Source organism: Leptolyngbya sp. FACHB-36 (genome assembly GCF_014695955.1).
Classification (GTDB): domain Bacteria; phylum Cyanobacteriota; class Cyanobacteriia; order Leptolyngbyales; family Leptolyngbyaceae; genus FACHB-36.
Map to the genome: position 1 here is coordinate 1 of NZ_JACJPG010000288.1, position 18316 is coordinate 18316.

The window sequence follows — 18316 nt, forward strand, 5'->3', positions numbered from 1 at the left end:
CGCAAGTTGCCATCGGGATCAAGCCCAATTTCCTGAGTCGGGAAATATAGCTCCTTCGGCTGCATTAAGGCGGGAATCAGGTTCGGCAGTTCGCTGACAACCGTGAAGGTTTGAACAATTTCTTTCGTTCGATTCAGTGTCACAGGTCTTGGCAGAAAGAATTGGTAAGACCATCCAGGACGCTGGATCGTTTGTGCTTGGTCGTTGCGAGAAATCTCCCACCCCTGCCCCAGGTAGCGATCAAACGCCAGCACACGCCAGAATCCCTCTGCCTGCGATCGCACGCGCAACACAATTTTGGGCTTCAAGGCTCCCCGCAGGTTTTGATTAATCCGGTTGTTAAATCCGTAGTAGAACTCCTCGTCAAGCTTACCTGGACCTGTGCCTGCGCCTGTGGTCGTTGTAGTGCTTCCGTTTCCGCTTCCGTTCCCTATATTGCCCGTCCGCACATAGCCTGGATTGACGATGCGGCTGCTATCAAACGCTTGTTGCAGATTGATTTGAGCACTGACCGGAAACGTCCGCAGTTGGTAGCCTGGCAGGCGTGGCAGAAAGGCAAAGATCGTCAAACCTAGCCCCAGAATCACCAGCAGAAACCTGCTCAAGCGCTTAGGAGACAGTCCAGCTTGCCGAAGTGGCGATCGACGCAGGCTGCTCAACCCCAGACGGGAGCGGTAATCCAGCACGAGCACAGGCAGAGCGATCGTTAGAAACAGCAGCAGCAGCAGTCCAAAGGTCATCGTCTGACTAACGGTGCTGGCAACGCCAATCAGAATCAGCCCGATCACCATTGAGTAGCCCAGATCCTTGCGGCGGGGTAGATCGAAGCTGTGCAACACCTGAAGCTGGACGAGGAGTTCCGCCAGCACCAAGCGGGTATCGTTTAACTCCGCCCGTAGTCCGACAAAGAACGCTGCCAGCGCCAGCAGCATCCCGATCGCAATGCCAAACTTAACCGAAATATTGCGCTTGCGCCGACGATACCAACTCCAAGTTGCGCCCGCGATACTAAGCGGAATTGCCCACACGCTCATCTGCGTCGATGCTGCTACATCCGTCGCAACAATCCCCACCAGGACCATCGCCTGCGCCAAAATTCGCAGCAGCACGGAGTCCTCTGTTTCAGGTGAAGGCAGGTCATGAATGCGCTGCCGGAATCGATTAACGATGGGCAGGGCGCGTACTCGATCGAGTCCAAGGTTTAACATGCGCAGCAGTCAGCGTCGGGGAATTAGGCAGTTATCTAACGCCATCCTACCCACAATTTCCCCACCCCGCTGACTGCAACGATGTTGCGTTACGCTACGCTTCCGCTGCGTACACTGAGAAAATCAGCGGCGTCGATTCGTGCTCGGTGAGCTGAACCTCTAGTACATACGGCTGGTTCGGCTGAATGTCAAACAGTTCAACGCTAAGCACTCCGGCATCCGAACGATGCGCGATCGCCTCCAGCCCTTGACCGTGCAGCAGCAAACTGCCACCGATCGGGAGCCGTCCTTTCAGCCGTAAGCGAGAGCCAAGCTGTCCAAACTCGTACTCTGCCTGCAACGTCAGCAGTCCTAACTCGGTTAGCCACTGTCGCTCCACGATCGGCTGTACTGAAGAAACGGTCAGCGTCAGCGTACCCAAAATCTCTCGCGCTGCCAGCAGCGACAGCACCATCTGCTGCATGGGTGCAGCAGCATCATAGTTGGCAGGATAGTTGACCTCCGGCGTAGACGGAGCGATCGCTCCTGACCTAGCGGGAGACGCCATTACCAGTCCAGCAAGATGATTTAATGCTTGAGGTTGGTTTGGGAATAGCTCCTCGACGGCTCGAATCAGCTTGGCTCCCTCTAATAACGAGGAGTGCAACGTTTCTTGACAACGTTGCAGCAGGTGAGTCAAAACTGATTCAGGAACTGCAACAGGCAGATTCAGCGTCTTTAGCTGATTCAGCCATAGCAGGACGGGAGCGCGATCGGCTTCGTAGTCGTGAATCTCCGACTCCCAAGGAAATAGAGGCGGGTTTTGTTGAATTTCGTGTTCTAAGCGACGCTTCAACAGGGCGTGGAACCGGTCTTGCACAACAGGTAAGTCTCCAAAATGACGTAAGGAACTCCGATCATCGGATAGAGTCTCAAAGTTAAGATGACTGGAAGCCGCACTAGGCGCATCCAGCGAAGAAGAGGGATTTGCTACATCTAAAGGTAGACTCTCCTGCTTCTCGCTTTCTGATATGGCATCAGAACGAAGGGATTGCAGTAGCCCAAGCAGACTTCGCTGTAGCTCCTCTGAGTCACGATCCATAATGGTTTATAGACTCCTATTCATCGGTAGACCCATTCTCTCCGGATATTGAACTGTTACGAATTTCCCATGCCTGCTCTAGCAGCTTAAACCACTGTTTCTGCACTTGAGTCACAGTGTTTCCTAAAGCTTGAGAAATTGCCGCATCTGCCAAGCCTTGCTGTTTAAGCTGCAGCAGTCTAGCTTGTGCTGGAGAAAGCTGTCCCAGAAATGCCTGCCACTGCTGCAGCGTGAGCCCTAAATTGCGCTCTAAATCAGCTTCTAACCACTGATGCACTAGCTCCCAGCGGTGAGACAGGGCGAATCGAATCAGATGGTACTTAAACCGCTGCTGAAGATAGTCGCGCTGACGGGGAGTCAAGCCCAGGATTGCCTCAATCTCGCTGGCAGGCAAATCTTTGAGCCGGAGCGTAAAGTAATCCACACAGTCTTGCTGTTTACGCTCCTCCAGGTAGGCAATCAGTTCGTTGATCACGGTGTGCCGCAGGGTGTCTTCTCCTGCCTCCGGCTCCTGAGCAACCATTTGTTCGCGCACCTGTTGCAGCGATGCCGCGTTCCACGGGTTGTCCGATTCACCTGCCATGCCTTCGGCGGCGCGTTCGATATCCACAAGCGTTTCGCTCGGCTGCTGCTGCGAAAACGTTTGAGCACGCAGAATGATTAACTGCTGATTGCGGTGTCCGGGAAGCGGAATACGACGTTTTCCATAGCGCTCCGTAAACGCCATGTATTCTGACAGTTCTAGGAGCGTGCGCGGCTGATAGCTTGGAGGCAACTGGAATTCGCGCCGAAACGCATTCAGTGCCTCCATGTAAAAGCCTTGCAAGAAATCCTCAATCAGCGTCAGACGGGCTTGGTAGCTTGATTGAGTTTGAGGTGGCGTAATGTAGCGATACACCACCGCGCTAAGGGTGCTATGCAGTTCTACCCGCCCACGTTTGGAGCCGAGTTTGTAATAGTGCAAACACTGCTGGAGGCGATGTTTTGCCAGGGTTATTGCCCAAGACTCCACCTCACCAGAAGCTTGAATTCGCCTGCTCTCCACGCAGATGCGATTAATTTCTTTTGATAAGCGCTCTGCCACATCCTGGCAGTTCTGCGTGGAGGCGCTTGTTGACAGTGTCAGCTCATCCAGTAGCAGTTGAAAGACCGCTTCCACGCTCTGGCAGATGTCCTCTAGAGTATTCAATGTCTCATCCAACGCTTAACGATTGCAAAACCTGCGTTAACCAACTCAATTTTGGCAACAATCGAGTGTCGCGTCTAGGGTCACAATCAGAATAGAGGGTAAACACCTCAATTACTGAATGGACAAAACCATGAATCTAGATGATCAAATTCGCGACCTGATTGGGAATGCACCGCAAGATGGCACAACACCTGCCTTGGTAGAAACGATTGCTCCTGTTCTGAAGCAACTTGCAGGACAACTGCGCCACTCACAATACTATATCGCTCAAACGCTGGATCAGGAGTGGGTGATGACCACTTTAGAGAATCGCACCCAACCGGATCTCTCCAAGACGGTAATTTATGCCTTTCCATCGTTGAAGGATGTAGCGGCGAGTCCTTATCCAATGCAAGACCCACAGCTGATTGCCCTTCCGATTCCAGTTACTCATATTCTGTTCCAGCTTTTAGCAATGGAGACGATCGACAGCGTTATTTTCTTCGAGGCTCCTGGCAGTACAGAGGTTGGAACTGAAATTCAGCGCCAGGATATGAACCATCTAGTTCAAACCTATTTTCAGCAGCAGTCGGCTCCCAGTTCAGTTCCTCCAGACATTGCGTAATCTTTAGGAACCAAGCTCCGAGCGATTTCGGTGCTCTTTTACAAAATTTCCACTTGGGCAGTAGTGTAAAGGAATGTAACGATATTGCCGTCAAGACGGTTTAGCATCTTGACAGCTCTCTGCAAACTGAATATTCTGACATGCATACCCGGGTACCAAAACTGAGAGTTCTATGCAAGACAAGCAGAAAGTTACGCTATACCTTCCACCCGACCTACACCGCCAACTCAAGATTCGGGCTGCGATCGATGCTGAAACAATGACCGATATTGCTCAACGAGCGATCGTGTTCTACCTGAGTCACCCAGAAGTTGTTGAGCAGTGTGAAATCTCTCATGGTCAGACTCACCGAGTTTACACCTGCCCAGACTGCACAGCTCCAGTAGCAATGCGGGATGGAGAAATCGTTTCTCTGCGGGGTCAACCGGGCGGCTTGCTAGAAGATGGTCTCTCGGTTGAGAAGGCGAAGCGAGCAGGTTCTGCCAATGCAGACTCTCAAGGCGAGGGAGAGTTGGTTCCCTGCTAGGTTCCAAGATCCTCTGTCAATAGACATCCCGGTTAGTGTCGGCTGAAGTTGCTCAGTGAACTGTTGGGAAACACTTGGAGTTTAGGCGTCCACGCTATTACTAGTGGGTCGATGTTATGCAAGAAGAACTAAGTATCCTGATCCAAGCCCAATATCCCCTGATTTACCTCGTGACCTCCGAGGAAGAGCGGGCTGAGCAAGCCATTGCGGCGATCGCCCAAGGGAGACCATCACGTCGAGTCTTTCTCTGGACAGTCACTCATGGCATTGTGGAGTTTGGTCAGCCACGTAATGTGACTCAGCACAATACAGTGTCCCCAGAAGCCGCAATTGAATGGGTAGTGCGGCAGCGTGAACCCGGTCTCTTCGTGTTCAAAGATTTGCATCCCTTTGTGGATTCGCCAGCTGTTACTCGGTGGCTGCGAGACGCGATTGCCAGCTTTAAAGGCACCCAGAAGACAATTATCCTAATGTCTCCGGTGCAGCAGGTCCCGATTGAGCTAGAGAAAGAGGTGGCAGTATTAGACTTCGCCATGCCCGACATGACGGAGCTGAATCAGGTACTGACTCAGCAGCTTGACCAAAATCGCACTCGTCGCATCACCACGGAAGCCAGAGAGAAACTGCTGAAGGCAGCACTCGGTCTGACGCGAGACGAAGCGGAAAAAGTGTACCGCAAAGCTCAAGTGACGGCAGGGCGCCTAACTGAGGAAGAAGTGGGTGTTGTCCTTTCTGAAAAGAAGCAGCTCATCCGGCGCAATGGTATTCTGGAATACATTGAGGAAGACGAGACAATCGAATCGGTAGGTGGCTTGGAAGAGCTGAAGCGGTGGCTGAAGCAGCGCTCTAACGCCTTTACTGAACGGGCGCGAGAATACGGCTTACCCCAGCCTAAAGGGATGCTGATTCTGGGCGTTCCGGGTTGCGGAAAGTCCTTGATTGCCAAAACTACTTCTCGTCTGTGGGGACTGCCGCTGCTGCGATTGGACATGGGACGGGTTTACGACGGCTCAATGGTGGGTCGATCGGAAGCCAATCTCCGAGGCGCTTTAAAGACGGCAGAGTCCATCTCCCCCACGATTCTCTTCATTGACGAAATTGACAAAGCGTTTGCAGGCAGCGCAGGATCAGCAGACTCAGATGGTGGTACCTCTAGCCGCATCTTTGGCTCATTCCTGACTTGGATGCAGGAAAAATCTTCTCCAGTATTCGTGATGGCGACGGCAAACCGAGTTGAGCGGTTACCAAGTGAATTTCTCCGCAAAGGGCGCTTCGACGAAATCTTCTTTGTCGATCTGCCGACTGCCGAAGAGCGTCAGGAGATCTTTAAGATTCACTTATCCAAGCGGCGGCGCGACATTGCCCGGTTTGATCTAGACCAGTTGGCGAACGTCTGCGATGGCTACTCTGGAGCAGAAATTGAGCAAGCGCTGGTGGCAGCGATGTACGAAGCCTTTGCTCAAGAGCGAGAGTTTACTCAACTCGATATTATTGCGGCGATTAAGTCAACTCTGCCGCTTTCTAAAACAATGACCGAGCAGGTTACTGCCCTACGGGATTGGGCGCGGCAGCGAGCGCGACCTGCGGCATCCTCGATCGCTGAATACCAGCGACTCGAGTTCTAAAAGCTTTCTCCTGCTCCCAACAGGAGGAAAGGCTAGCTGGCGCTAGCAGTCCACACAGAGGCTAATAGACTAACACTATTAGCGGCTTGAATAAACACACGTTGTTCTCAAACTCTCTACGGGAGGAAACCCAAATGTCTCACTTTAGCACTCTGCGCACCAAGATCACCGACGCTGAAATCCTCAAGTCCTCTCTGCGCGATCTGGGCATTTCCGTGAAGACGGAAGCTGATGTTCGCGGCTACAACGGCCAGCGCGTCCGCTCGGACATCGTTGCTGTTCTGGAAGGCGAGTACGATCTGGGCTGGTCCCGCAATGCGGATGGTTCCTTCGACCTGATCGCTGACCTGTGGGGCGTTGCTAAAAAGCACAACCAAACCGAACTGATCAACTCGATCAACCAAAAGTACGCTGTGAACAAGACCCTGGCTGAAGTCAAGCGTCCTGGTCTGCAAAACGCTAACGTTAAGCTGGTTGTTCAAAAGTAGTTTCTCTACGCGTTCCCAAACTAGCGGGTTAACCTATTTTGGTTAACCCGTTTTTTGCTGCTTGGTTTTTTACAGAGACACGATCGCAAAATTGTCTGCTGAAACGACAACCATCGGGAGCAAGCGATATTCTAAAAGCGATCTTTTACTCCTGATCTCACCATGACCCCAATTTCCGACGATCGTGCCCAGCGCATCCTAGAGCTTCTGCGTAGCTGTGGTCAGCAAGCTGAGCGAATGGCACGAGAGACATTTGATGTGTTTCAAAAAGGACCCAGCGATTACGTTACCAGCATTGACGCTGCGCTCGATCGGCGTCTTACCGAAGCGTTTACCACCTTATTTCCTGAAGACGGGGTAATCACCGAAGAGAACGCCCTATCGCGAAAACAATTCACCAGCCAACATTCCCGCCTCTGGTGCATCGACCCACTAGATGGAACAGAGGATTTTATCCGCGGAAAACGCGATTACGCTGTGATGGTTGGGCTACTAGAGGACTATCAGCCGATCGCGGGCTGGATTTATGCACCTGCCCAAGACCAGCTTTACTACGGAGGACCCAATTGGGGAGTGTTTCAGGCGGTCCCGGATTCGTCCCCCTTACTGATTGCAGAACCGCCGCCACCTACGAGCCAGTTTTGCCCAATTTTGATTGGCTATCGAGACCAAAAGCGGTACGGGTCGGCGATCGAGCTGGCCATTCCATCTGCACAGTTCTCGTCGCTCGGCAGTTTTGGGCTGAAAGTGATGGAAGTAATTCAGGGGCACGCTGGCTTGTACGTGTATCTCAATGGGCGAGTCAAAATCTGGGATACAGCAGGTCCGCTCGCCCTAGCTAATGCCGCTGGCTTAGTTTGCTGCGATTTAGAAGGTCAGGCAATTCGCTTCTCAGCTAATTCCATGGATCTAGACACGCTGGCCCATAAACAGGCAATCTTGGTTGGCTGGCCTGAGTATGTTGAGGCACTGCTGCCAAACATTCAGCAAGCGGTCAAGGATGTGCTAGAGAGCTAGTAAAACAGCGCTGCATTAAAGCCTGTAGAGATTTACCTGGGTCACAAAGATTATTCTCAGCGCGATTCAAAGCTTGCTACTATTTTTCACATATCCGCTAGCTGCGATCGTGCCTCTCTAGCGACAAACCATGAGGTGTGTTAGGTTCCAGCTTCTTCAGTGAACTCTAGAGGTGACGGTTCGCTGTCCATGCGCTGAAGCAGATGCTTCTACGTTATACACGTTGTCATTTTGCTGTCACGAAAGCTGACAATCTCTGCCATCCTAAGAGGAAAGTCGCTTAGTGATGCGCTGCCTGCTCGATCAACAATTATTGACTACGCATTTGAAGATTCATGCAGACTGAAGCCTTTAGTGAGCTTTTTCCCCTGTTGACCGCTGCTAATCCAGAAACATTAGAGTGGTTGCTATCTGTTGCAGTTGAGCACGAGTACCCAGCAAATCGCGCGGTGTTGATGGAGGATGCTTGGGGAAATGCGGTTTACTTTGTTGTGTCGGGGTGGGTAAAAGTGCGCCGCCTGTCTGGGCACGGTGAGGAGGTTGTGACGCTAGCAATTCTCGGTCGAGGCGATTTCTTTGGAGAAATGGCAATTTTGGATGAGTCGCCGCGATCGACCGATGTCATTGCCCTCTCCGGAGTCAAGCTGATCAGCATCTCAGCCCAGCGATTTATTCAAACTCTGTTCAAAGACCCGCAACTGCATCACCGGATGCTGCAACTGATGGTGCGGCGACTGCGGCAAACCAATTTACGCTTTCAGCTGCGCCACCAGCCGCCTGCAGTTAAGCTAGCGAATACGCTGGTGAGCTTAGGTGAGAATTACGGGCAAGACTCCCTGCATGGAACTGAGATTTTCAATATTCCCTACAAAGATTTGGCTGATGTCACCGACATTGGGGTAGAAGAAACTACCAAGATCATGGATAAGCTAAATAGTAAGGGTTGGATCAAAATGGACGCGACAAGCCAAACGATTCACCTGATCAATCTGAAGCAGTTGATGCATCTAGCCAGCAAAACTTGAGCCACGATCGAGCGGCTCAGGATCGTGTAGGAGAACCCACCGAATGAGTCAGGAAGAAGATCGGGAGCAGCCGTCCCAAGCAAGTTTTGCCCAAGCCGCACAGATTGGCGCATACGGAACTTCCAGTCACCGCTTATCAATTCACTACCACGTTTCCCTTTCAGAGCCAGAATCTCATCTATTTGAGGTGACGTTGCAGGTAAAGGGGTGGAATCCTGAACAGCGTTTAGATCTCAGGATGCCTGTTTGGACGCCCGGTTCGTATTTGGTCCGAGAATACGCCAGACACGTTCAAATGGTTGCAGCGTTTGCGGATGGTACACCACTGCCATGCAGTAAGCAGCATAAAAATCACTGGCAAATAGATCCGCAGGGGCAACCTGACATCACGGTGCAGTATCAAGTATTTGCCAATGAGCTAACGGTTAGAACGAATCATCTCGATCGCTCCCACGGCTACTTCAATGGTGCTGCGCTGTTTTTCTATATTCCCGGTTATGAAGCCTGCCCAGTTCGTGTGACCGTGGTGCCGCCGCGATCAGATTGGCGAGTCACTACCCCACTACCCTCCGCCGAAGAAGCGAATACCTTTGAGGCATCCGATTTTGATACTCTTGTGGATAGCCCATTTGAGATTGGGCTGCATCGCGTCTACGAGTTTGAAGCAGCAGGAAAGCGGCATCAGTTTGCGGTGTGGGGGCAGGGCAATCTGCTGCCGGAGCGCGTGATTGCGGATATGCAGCGAGTCATTGAAGTGGAGGCATCTCTGTTTCAGGGATTGCCCTACGATCGCTATTTGTTTCTCCTGTATCTAACAAGTCAGGGCTTCGGCGGATTAGAGCACAAATTCTGCTGCTCATTGATTTACTCGCGCTTTGGATTCCACAGTAAGGACAAGTACGATCGCTTCATTCAGCTCGTTGCTCATGAATTCTTTCATCTGTGGAACGTCAAGCGCATTCGCCCGAAAGCGCTGGAAGTGTTTGACTACGAGCAGGAAAATTACACGCCGTCGCTCTGGTTTAGCGAGGGTACAACAAGCTTTTACGATTTGGTGATTCCCTATCGAGCTGGCGTTTACGACATTGGGACGTATCTGAACGCGCTGAGCAAGGAAATTTCGCGATTTCTTACCACTCCAGGACGTAAAACGCAGCCTCTAAGCGAGTCGAGCTTTGATGCCTGGATCAAGCTTTATCGCCCAGATGCGAACAGTCCCAACTCTCAAATCTCCTACTACCTCAAGGGCGAGATGGTATCGCTGCTGCTGGACTTGCTGATCCGTTCGCGGCACCAAAATCGTCGATCTCTTGATGACGTAATGCGGCAGATGTGGCATCAGTTTGGTAAACCTGAAGTCGGCTTTACGCCAGAACAGCTTCAGCAGGCGATCGAGTCCGTTGCCGAGATGGACCTGAGCAATTTCTTTGAGCGATTCCTACACAGCACAGAGGAACTGCCATTCGACGACTATCTGGCTCCGTTTGGCCTACGCGTGCAGGCGGACGACGATGGTGTTCCCTATGTGGGCTGGAGAGCGCAAACCGAGCACGGGCGAGAAATCATCAAGTTTGTGGAAGCTGGATCGCCTGCACAAAAAGCGGGGATTGATGCAGGCGACGAACTGCTCGCGATCGACGGTCTGCGCGTCAGCTCAGACCAACTCAGCGATCGACTGCGCGACTATCAACCCGGCGATCGCCTTGAAGTTGCTATTTTTCACCAAGATCAACTGCAGATCTGCTGCGTTACTCTAGCAGCACCTCGACCCAGCCGCTACCAGGTTCTGCCGATTCAGCAACCCTCTCCGCAGCAAGCGCAGCTTTTTCAGGGATGGTTGGGAGTGCCTCTGGCAGAAATTATGTAAGCGAATTTTTGTCAGATCGTTCCCCAGAAGCCGTAGACTGTAGGATGCAACACAACGAGTATTGAAGCCTACTGGGTCTCCTGTGCGAAACGTTATTATTGCTGGCAACTGGAAAATGTATAAAACTCAAGCAGAAGCGCTTGAGTTTTTGCAAGGGTTTATGACACAACTGGATGTGACGCCAGACGATCGAGAAATCGTGCTGTGCGTTCCGTTCACGACGCTGGTAAGTTTGTCCCAAAACTTACACGGTAGTCGAATTCGCTTAGGTGCTCAGAATGTGCACTGGGAAACGGCTGGAGCATACACAGGCGAAATTGCAGCTCCCATGCTAACGGAAATTGGCGTGCGCTACGTCATTGTTGGGCACAGTGAGCGGCGGCAGTATTTCGGCGAAACCGATGAAACGGTGAATCTACGGCTAAAAACTGCCCAACAGGCAAGCTTGACACCGATTCTTTGCGTGGGTGAAACCAAGCAGCAGCGCGACGCAAATGAAACAGAATCCCTAATCTTTAGTCAGTTGAAGAAGGGTTTAGTCGGTGTGGACCAAACCAATCTTGTGATTGCTTACGAGCCAATTTGGGCGATCGGCACGGGTGACACCTGTGAAGCGACCGAGGCAAATCGAGTGATTGGGTTAATTCGAGAACAGCTAACAAACCCGAATGTCTCCATTCAGTATGGTGGCTCAGTGAAGCCAGAAAATGTAGACGAAATTATGGCGCAGCCCGAAATTGATGGCGCATTAGTTGGTGGAGCAAGCTTACAGCCAGGCAGCTTTGCTCGAATTGTGAACTTTCAGTAAAGCTGAACGGGCGCTGCTCTTGGCGGGCAATACAACCCCTAATGCAGATCTGAAGCGTTTCAGCGCATTGCGAAGTTGAACTTCATACACAGGTTACGCAGCGGCGCAGACGTTCAAAGCCTTGATGAAGATGGCGGATGGAGTGAACCATCATCAGGAAAGTGACCTAAGAGTGATGTAGGTTAACTCATCACCTGATCTGGGTCACCCCGCTTAATGAAGGCTGATCCGTATACTAGCTGCCAACCGAAACTCAACTTTTGACAGTTGACTACCGTTTTCTGAATGTCGATCGCAGCAGTGGGCTAGCGATTCATCCATTGGACCGACTTTGAAGACGGTGGAACTTTCAGCGGGTGTTCTCTTGTCTAATCTCATGGGAACACTAGCCGCATGCAGCAGACTGAAGCCCATTCCTACCTGGAGCCACTGAGACAAGCACTATGCCAGCACAATCTTTCTACGCTGATGCAGACTATGACGAGTTAGATGCTCAGAATTTTCAGCCGGACAGCCCCGACGCGACTGAAAAAGTAGTTGCTGACTTAATTAGCCTGGAGATGGAGTATCCCGATCCCGCCAGCTTTCAGCAGGGCGCAGGTCGTCGGTCAACCGATCTTGTCCGTCTGTATCTTCAAGAAATTGGACGGGTTCGCCTGCTGGGGCGCGACGAAGAAGTTTCAGAAGCTCAACGGGTGCAGCGCTACATGCGCTTGTTGGAGATGCGTTCAGAGGCTGCTCTTAAGGAAGCAGGTCCACTCCAACTCTACGTGCAGCTTGTAGAGGCGCATGATCGCCTGGTCTCGCACTTGGGACATCGTCCCTCCTTGGAGCGTTGGGCAGCAGAGGCTGGCATCATGGTTGCAGACCTTAAGCCGACTTTGGCGGAGGGTAAGCGCCACTGGGCAGAACTGGCCGGGCTGTCGATCGATGAATTAGAGCGGACTCAAACCGACGGCATCCATGCAAAAGAGCACATGATCAAGGCGAATTTGCGCTTGGTAGTGTCCGTTGCGAAAAAGTATCAGAATCGTGGGCTGGAACTGCTGGATCTGATTCAGGAAGGCACCTTGGGTCTGGAGCGAGCAGTTGAGAAGTTCGACCCCACCAAGGGATATCGGTTCAGCACTTATGCCTACTGGTGGATTCGTCAGGGCATTACGCGAGCGATCGCGACACAGAGCCGCACGATCCGGCTGCCCGTCCACATCACTGAGAAGCTAAACAAAATCAAGAAGGCGCAGCGCAAAATTTCGCAGGAGAAAGGGCGGACAGCGACGATCGAAGATGTGGCACTGGAACTCGAAATGACAGCACCCCAAGTACGGGAAGTGCTGCTGCGAGTGCCGCGAGCGGTATCCCTGGAGACTAAAGTTGGTAAGGAAAAAGATACCGAGTTAGGTGACCTCCTGATGGATGAGGATGTGTCTCCCGAAGATACGCTAATGCGTGAGGCACTCCGGCGAGATCTGCTGCAACTTCTGGCAGACTTGACCAGCCGCGAACGCGATGTGATTCAGATGCGTTTCGGTCTGGGCGATGGACAGCCTTACTCGCTGGCTGAGATCGGTCGAGCGCTGGATCTATCACGGGAGCGAGTGCGTCAGATTGAAGCAAAAGCTCTACAAAAGCTGCGTCAGCCGAAGCGCCGCAACCGAGTGCGGGATTACTTAGAATCTCTCGGCTAAACGCCAATTTCTGACAATTTCTGAAAAGCCAAGAGCTAACTGCTCTTGGCTCTTTCTATTGGTAACGCTAAAATCCCTATGCCTCTCCGTGTTTCCCAGCCTCCTCGTGGAGTAACCCTGTTGCCTTAAAACTCTCCATGCAACGGTCGCTCCCCGTCTAAGCAGCAGAGCGTTGATGCCCCAGGCTACCTCTAAGAGCGTTTCGTCGGGTAGTCAGAGTGGTTTTAGTCAACTCAGCCGTGTATGTCCTAGCTTGCCTAATTGATGCCAGGCCCTAGCGCTTGGCTCCATATCCGCTTTTAAGGGTGAGCTATTGAGTGGGTAATAGGCGTCCGATCGTCCGGTTTTGCGGGGTGAACGTAGCGTTGGCAACGCGCTGGATGTCGGTAACCGTGACAGCAGCAATGTTATCAACTTCTTTGAACAAGTTTCGCCAGCTTCCCGTTTTGACTTCGTACTCCAGTAGCAGTTGCGCCATGCCCATGTTGGAGTCGAGCGATCGCAGTAGTCCAGCGCGAGCTTGGGTTTTGACGCGATCGAGATCTTGTGGAGAGACGGGTTCGGTCTTTAGGCGATCGATTTCTGATCGCAGCGCCGTTGCGACCTCTTCTACAGTGTGTCCGGGAGCCGTCAGCGCGTAGAACAGCATTAGATTAGGAAACTTGTCGCCCGGAAAGCCACTAAAGCCTTGAGCGCTGAGGGCAAGCCGCTGCTTTTCCACAAGGGATTTGTAGAGGCGAGAAGTCCGTCCGTCGCTGAGCAAACTGCCAATCATCTCATACACAGCGTGGTCGGGATGATTGAGCGCTGGGCGATGGTAGCCTTCTAGATACCACGGCTGAGTGGGCAACCGCAGCGTCACATCACGAGTTTCCGTTTGGCGAGGCTCTACGTCAGTGACTTTGGGCGGCGCAGGTTTGGCTTTGTAGCGTCCAAAGTACACTTGTGCGAGGCGCTTGGCTTCCGTAGGGTTCACATCGCCCACGATCGCGATCGTCAAATTGTTTGGCGCGTAATGCGTCTCAAAAAACGCCTGCACATCCTCTCGGGTCAAGCCGCGAATATCTTGGTCATACCCAATTACCGGACGGCGATAGGGATGCTTCTGGAATGCTGCGTCAAGAAATACCTCGACCATCTGACCGATCGGCGAGTTATCCGTTCGCAAACGGCGCTCCTCTAGAATCACCTGCTTCTCTTTGTAGAACTCTCGAAATACAGGGTCCAAAAACCGATCGGACTCTAACGACATCCACAACTCTAGTTTGTTCGCAGGAAAGCTGTAAAAGTAGCGGGTTGCATCCGTTGAGGTATTGGCGTTGAGTCCAACCCCGCCTGCTTGCTGTACAATCCGACCCAGCTCGTTTTGCTGCACCAGCCGAGCCGCGGCTGCCTCTACCTGAGTGAATTCTGCTTGAAGCTTTTCTGCCTCAGCCGTTTGTTTGCGAGCGATTGCGGTTTGAATCTGGTCTGCAAGACGATCGAGCCGATCCAGAAGCGGTTTCTCAGCCGTGTAGTTTGTTGTACCGATGCGAGTTGTGCCTTTAAAGGCAAGGTGCTCCAGAAAATGCGCCACCCCCGTCTTACCGTCAGGTTCGTCCGTACCACCGACATCTGCGTAGGTCAGGAAGGACACTACCGGAGCTTGATGTCGCTCTAGAATCAGAAACTTCATGCCGTTGTCCAGCCGAAACTCCGTCACTTGCTGGAGGACCCGATCCAGATAGGGCTGAATCGACTGCGTTGGCGCTTCCGTTCGCGCTAGCGCTTCAGGAGCCATACTGCCGCTTAGCAGCAGCACGATAAGGAATAGAACGATCGATCGAAGCAAACCACCAATCTGAGACATTACTGAACTCTGAGCGCACTGCTTCCCAGAATACCGTCTTCGTTGAGGTGCTGATGGATTGTTTCGATTAGCCGTTGCGGAAACTTTGATGTCGATAAAAGGCGTAGGTGTCAAACAGTGCTCCAGCACTTCCAGACGCCAAGCCAATGACCAAGGCCCCTTGAACAGCACTACCGCTGCCAAACACCGCTAGAAACTGTAGGAGTCCTGCCGCTCCGCCTTGCCCGATCGCCTCGCTGAGAGGAAGTTGACCAACCAGCGTGAAGCTTGCCAGCACTAGTCCAATCAATACTAGCGGGGCTGTAAAACTGAGGGTGTACGCTAGGAGCAGAGAGCGAAGAAAGGGCGCTGAGATAAGCATGGGCAGTCAGCAGAGTCAATGTAGGGGCTAAATCTGTCTAGTATCACTGTTTCCACAATAGGCGCGATCGCCCAAGATCCGATCGGATGAGAGAAATCTTAAATAAATCTAGAAACTTGTGTAACGAATGGAGGGATATTTCTAATCTTTAACAGCAGCCTGCTCATATAACGATACTGCTGCTGACGGATTTGCTGAATTTGCGAGTCAGAATCCGAAATCTATTCAAAATCACCTATTCTTCTAGCGGTACCCTTTTGCGGTTTTGCCTGTGAATCAACCATCGAGTTTGAGCCAGTGGAGCCAACGGTTGCTGGCAGCAGTTCTTTTAGGTGGACAGGTCATGGTCCATCTTCTAGGAGGAAAAATTCACCGCCGGAACACTGTGGAGCAAATGGCACTTGTTGGTCCTGCCTCGCTGCCAATTGCGCTGGTAACAGCGGCATTTGTCGGCATGGTGTTCACGATTCAAGTGTCGCGAGAATTCATCAATCTGGGGGCTGGAAGCGCCGTAGGCGGAGTATTGGCAATCTCGCTGGCGCGAGAATTAGCTCCGGTGCTTACCGCGGTTGTGCTAGCGGGACGGGTGGGGTCAGCGTTTGCAGCAGAAATCGGCACGATGCGTGTTACCGAGCAGATCGACGCGCTCTATGTGTTGCGGACTGACCCGATCGACTACCTTGTGATTCCGCGCCTGATCGCCTGCTGCTTGATGCTGCCGATTTTGACCGTTCTGTCCTTTATCACAGGCATGACAGGTGGACTGCTAATTGCCAACAGCTTGTACGGCATTTCCCAAACTGTGTTTCTTGATTCTGCTCGCAACTTCTTGGGCGTGTGGGACTTGTGCAGCGCTCCGATCAAAGGGTTCTGCTTTGGTGCCCTGATTGCCATCATTGGCTCTAGCTGGGGACTCACCACGACCGGAGGCGCAAAAGGTGTGGGGCAATCTACAACGACTGCTGTGGTCACATCACTACTGGCGATTTTTATCTCCAATTTTTTCCTCTCCTGGCTGATGTTTCAGGGGTTGGGAAGTGCCGTGCTCGGTGGAGGGTAGACAAGGGAACTGCACCTGCTTCTGTCTGCCGTTCAGGAGAAGGCATAGAATAATAAGGAGATGAACAACTGTAAACAGTGGAACGACCGTCCGTGACAACTTCCTCATCGGTTTCAACCTCGACCGAGCTGGCACCCAGCTATGCCCTACCGATCGCGCTGGTGCTGCTGGCGATTCCGCTGCTGCTGGTGCAAAAATGGGTCGGTCTAGCGGTTTCTCTATTCGGGCTGTTTTTGCTGTTTCAGGCGGCAAGCCTGCGGTTGTGCTTTACCGAAACCGATCTAGACATCCATCGGGGTGAAACACTGATTCGCCGCTTTCCTTATGCTGACTGGCAAACGTGGCGCATCTTTTGGTCCCCAGTTCCGATCCTGTTTTACTTTCGAGAGACTAAAAGCATCCACTTTCTACCGATACTGTTTGATCCAAAGGCACTGCGAGACTGCCTAGAAGCCCGCTTTCCGTCCGCTAAGAATTAACTGGTAGTTGTTAGCTAAGTTGCTAGTTGAAATGCTTAGTTATTGCTGACTAGGAACGAAAACACTAACGACTAAAAACGAATAGCGAAAACTTAATTGCTCATCTGCTCAATCCTGTTATGAACTCAGACGAACTCCACCCAGCCCAGACCGAAGAATCCGTGGGGATGCAAGAAGCGTCGCTGCAAACGCTAATCGAACAAGAGCAAAATGCGCTTGTGGAGCCAGGGGAAGCGTCCATAGAGCCGTCTGCTGAACCCGATCCTGCTACAGCGGATCTCTCGCACAGTAGTGAAGCGTTACCTCTCGATCAGCGGGTGGCGGAGTTGCAGCGTCAGGAAGTCGCGCTGAAGCAGGAAATTGCAGTGCTGGAAGCAACTCGATCGCAGGTCCAATCTGAAATCTCTGCGGCGCAGTCCTCTATGGGTCAACTAGTGCAGGCGGGACTAACCGAGCTAGAGCAGCGCCGACAGGCACTCCAAATTAGCGTCGAGCAGCTAGAGCGGCGGCAGGAGCGAATTCGCTCCGAAATGCGGACTACGTTTGCAGGCGCGTCTCAAGACATCGCCATCCGCATTCAGAGCTTCAAAGACTACTTGGTGGGCAGCTTACAGGATCTTGCCCTATCAGCGGAGCAGCTCGATTTGCCCAAGGTCGTTAAGGCGGCTGAGCCGCAGGCTAAAGCGGTAGAGACTGTATCACCACAGCAGCCGACTGCTCCACGATTCGCTGAACAGAGCTTTCAGGAGCAGACTAAGCGGATTCGCAGCCTGATCGATCAGTACCGCAATCGCCCAGACTACTACGGGTCACCGTGGCAGCTTCGCCGCACGTTTGAGCCGATTCACGCTGAGCGCGTGTCTAGCTGGTTCTTTACCCAAGGTGGACGCGGCGCGATTCGGACGATGGGTAGCCGTCTGCAAAATATCCTGGTCGCGTCGGCAACAATCTCGATCTCCCACTCTCTCTACAGCGATCGCCTCCGCACGCTGATTTTGGCTCAATCGCCCGAACGGTTGGGCGAGTGGCGGCGGGGCTTGCAGGATTGCCTTGGCATTACCCGCAGCGATTTCGGTCCTGATCGTGGGGTGGCGCTGTTTGAAGACCCAGAACCGCTAGCACAGAAAGCTGATCGGCTGCTCAAAGACAATCTGATGCCGCTAATTATTATTGATGAAACCGAGGAAGTGATCAGCCTCTCGATGCTGCAATTTCCTCTGTGGCTGGCATTTGCCCCCAATCCTCAAGCGCCGACCTACACGTACTGAGTGACAGGTTGGCTGGTCAATACCTATGGTCTCAACACAGAACGTCAGCTTAAAGGTCCGATCGATTACGTCTGAGAATTTTCAGCCATACGGTCAGGTGATTTGGGCGATCGAAGATGGCAAACCTTATGGTGTGGATGAGGCTCAGCTCGACCTCAGTCAGGGTGCTCCCC

General features: G+C 52.4%; 17 protein-coding genes. 12 read left to right on the forward strand and 5 right to left on the reverse strand.

Annotated elements, in window-relative coordinates; all coding sequences use genetic code 11:
* The 3 genes from H6F43_RS07715 to hetZ form a co-directional block, all read right to left on the reverse strand.
* Window positions 1–1208: transglutaminaseTgpA domain-containing protein (locus tag H6F43_RS07715; RefSeq protein ID WP_190342219.1), on the reverse strand; the 1208-nt coding region annotated here is incomplete at its 3' end.
* A gap of 94 nt (window positions 1209–1302) precedes the next feature.
* Complete coding sequence (locus H6F43_RS07720; protein ID WP_190342220.1) at window positions 1303–2067, reverse strand: PatU; 765 nt, start codon at window positions 2065–2067, stop codon at window positions 1303–1305.
* Between the two features lie 238 nt (window positions 2068–2305).
* Window positions 2306–3478 carry a heterocyst differentiation protein HetZ gene (hetZ, locus tag H6F43_RS07725; RefSeq protein WP_206754546.1) on the reverse strand — a complete coding sequence of 391 codons (1173 nt, stop codon included), beginning with the start codon at window positions 3476–3478 and terminating at the stop codon, window positions 2306–2308.
* Window positions 3479–3608: 130 nt separating this feature from the next.
* Between hetZ and H6F43_RS07730 the strand changes: the two genes are divergently transcribed.
* The 9 genes from H6F43_RS07730 (at window position 3609) to sigC (ending at window position 13126) form a co-directional block, all read left to right on the forward strand.
* Complete coding sequence (locus H6F43_RS07730) at window positions 3609–4082, forward strand: hypothetical protein (protein ID WP_190342221.1); 474 nt, start codon at window positions 3609–3611, stop codon at window positions 4080–4082.
* A 172-nt stretch (window positions 4083–4254) separates the two neighbouring features.
* The gene (locus H6F43_RS07735; RefSeq protein WP_190342222.1) at window positions 4255–4608 is read left to right on the forward strand and encodes a hypothetical protein; all 354 of its coding nucleotides are present in this window, start codon (window positions 4255–4257) and stop codon (window positions 4606–4608) included.
* 116 nt (window positions 4609–4724) lie between these two features.
* The gene (locus tag H6F43_RS07740) at window positions 4725–6233 is read left to right on the forward strand and encodes an AAA family ATPase (protein WP_190342223.1); all 1509 of its coding nucleotides are present in this window, start codon (window positions 4725–4727) and stop codon (window positions 6231–6233) included.
* Between the two features lie 134 nt (window positions 6234–6367).
* The gene (locus H6F43_RS07745) at window positions 6368–6721 is read left to right on the forward strand and encodes a DUF1257 domain-containing protein (protein WP_190342224.1); all 354 of its coding nucleotides are present in this window, start codon (window positions 6368–6370) and stop codon (window positions 6719–6721) included.
* Between the two features lie 162 nt (window positions 6722–6883).
* Window positions 6884–7738, forward strand: coding sequence for an inositol monophosphatase family protein (locus H6F43_RS07750; RefSeq protein ID WP_190342225.1), 855 nt, complete (start codon window positions 6884–6886; stop codon window positions 7736–7738).
* A gap of 335 nt (window positions 7739–8073) precedes the next feature.
* A complete protein-coding gene (locus tag H6F43_RS07755; RefSeq protein WP_190342226.1) occupies window positions 8074–8763 on the forward strand; it encodes a Crp/Fnr family transcriptional regulator in 690 nt (229 codons plus the stop codon).
* A gap of 43 nt (window positions 8764–8806) precedes the next feature.
* The gene (locus H6F43_RS07760) at window positions 8807–10630 is read left to right on the forward strand and encodes a M61 family metallopeptidase (RefSeq protein WP_190342227.1); all 1824 of its coding nucleotides are present in this window, start codon (window positions 8807–8809) and stop codon (window positions 10628–10630) included.
* Window positions 10631–10712: 82 nt separating this feature from the next.
* Window positions 10713–11438, forward strand: a complete 726-nt coding sequence (tpiA, locus tag H6F43_RS07765; protein WP_190342228.1) for a triose-phosphate isomerase — start codon at window positions 10713–10715, stop codon at window positions 11436–11438.
* 443 nt (window positions 11439–11881) lie between these two features.
* The gene (gene sigC / locus H6F43_RS07770) at window positions 11882–13126 is read left to right on the forward strand and encodes an RNA polymerase sigma factor SigC (protein ID WP_190342229.1); all 1245 of its coding nucleotides are present in this window, start codon (window positions 11882–11884) and stop codon (window positions 13124–13126) included.
* Between the two features lie 310 nt (window positions 13127–13436).
* Here the strand turns inward: sigC and H6F43_RS07775 are convergent, their stop codons facing one another.
* A complete protein-coding gene (locus H6F43_RS07775; RefSeq protein ID WP_347272384.1) occupies window positions 13437–14906 on the reverse strand; it encodes a pitrilysin family protein in 1470 nt (489 codons plus the stop codon).
* A 136-nt stretch (window positions 14907–15042) separates the two neighbouring features.
* A complete protein-coding gene (locus H6F43_RS07780) occupies window positions 15043–15336 on the reverse strand; it encodes a hypothetical protein (protein WP_190342231.1) in 294 nt (97 codons plus the stop codon).
* A 271-nt stretch (window positions 15337–15607) separates the two neighbouring features.
* Here H6F43_RS07780 and H6F43_RS07785 point away from each other — a divergent pair, with 271 nt between their 5' ends.
* The 3 genes from H6F43_RS07785 to H6F43_RS07795 all read left to right on the forward strand — a co-directional run bounded on the left by H6F43_RS07785 (window position 15608) and on the right by H6F43_RS07795 (window position 18143).
* The gene (locus tag H6F43_RS07785; RefSeq protein WP_347272383.1) at window positions 15608–16396 is read left to right on the forward strand and encodes an MlaE family lipid ABC transporter permease subunit; all 789 of its coding nucleotides are present in this window, start codon (window positions 15608–15610) and stop codon (window positions 16394–16396) included.
* A 92-nt stretch (window positions 16397–16488) separates the two neighbouring features.
* On the forward strand, window positions 16489–16875 hold the full coding sequence (locus tag H6F43_RS07790; RefSeq protein ID WP_190342233.1) for a DUF3119 family protein: 387 nt from the start codon (window positions 16489–16491) through the stop codon (window positions 16873–16875).
* A 119-nt stretch (window positions 16876–16994) separates the two neighbouring features.
* Window positions 16995–18143, forward strand: a complete 1149-nt coding sequence (locus H6F43_RS07795) for a DUF3086 domain-containing protein (RefSeq protein WP_190342234.1) — start codon at window positions 16995–16997, stop codon at window positions 18141–18143.
* Window positions 18144–18316 lie beyond the last annotated feature (173 nt).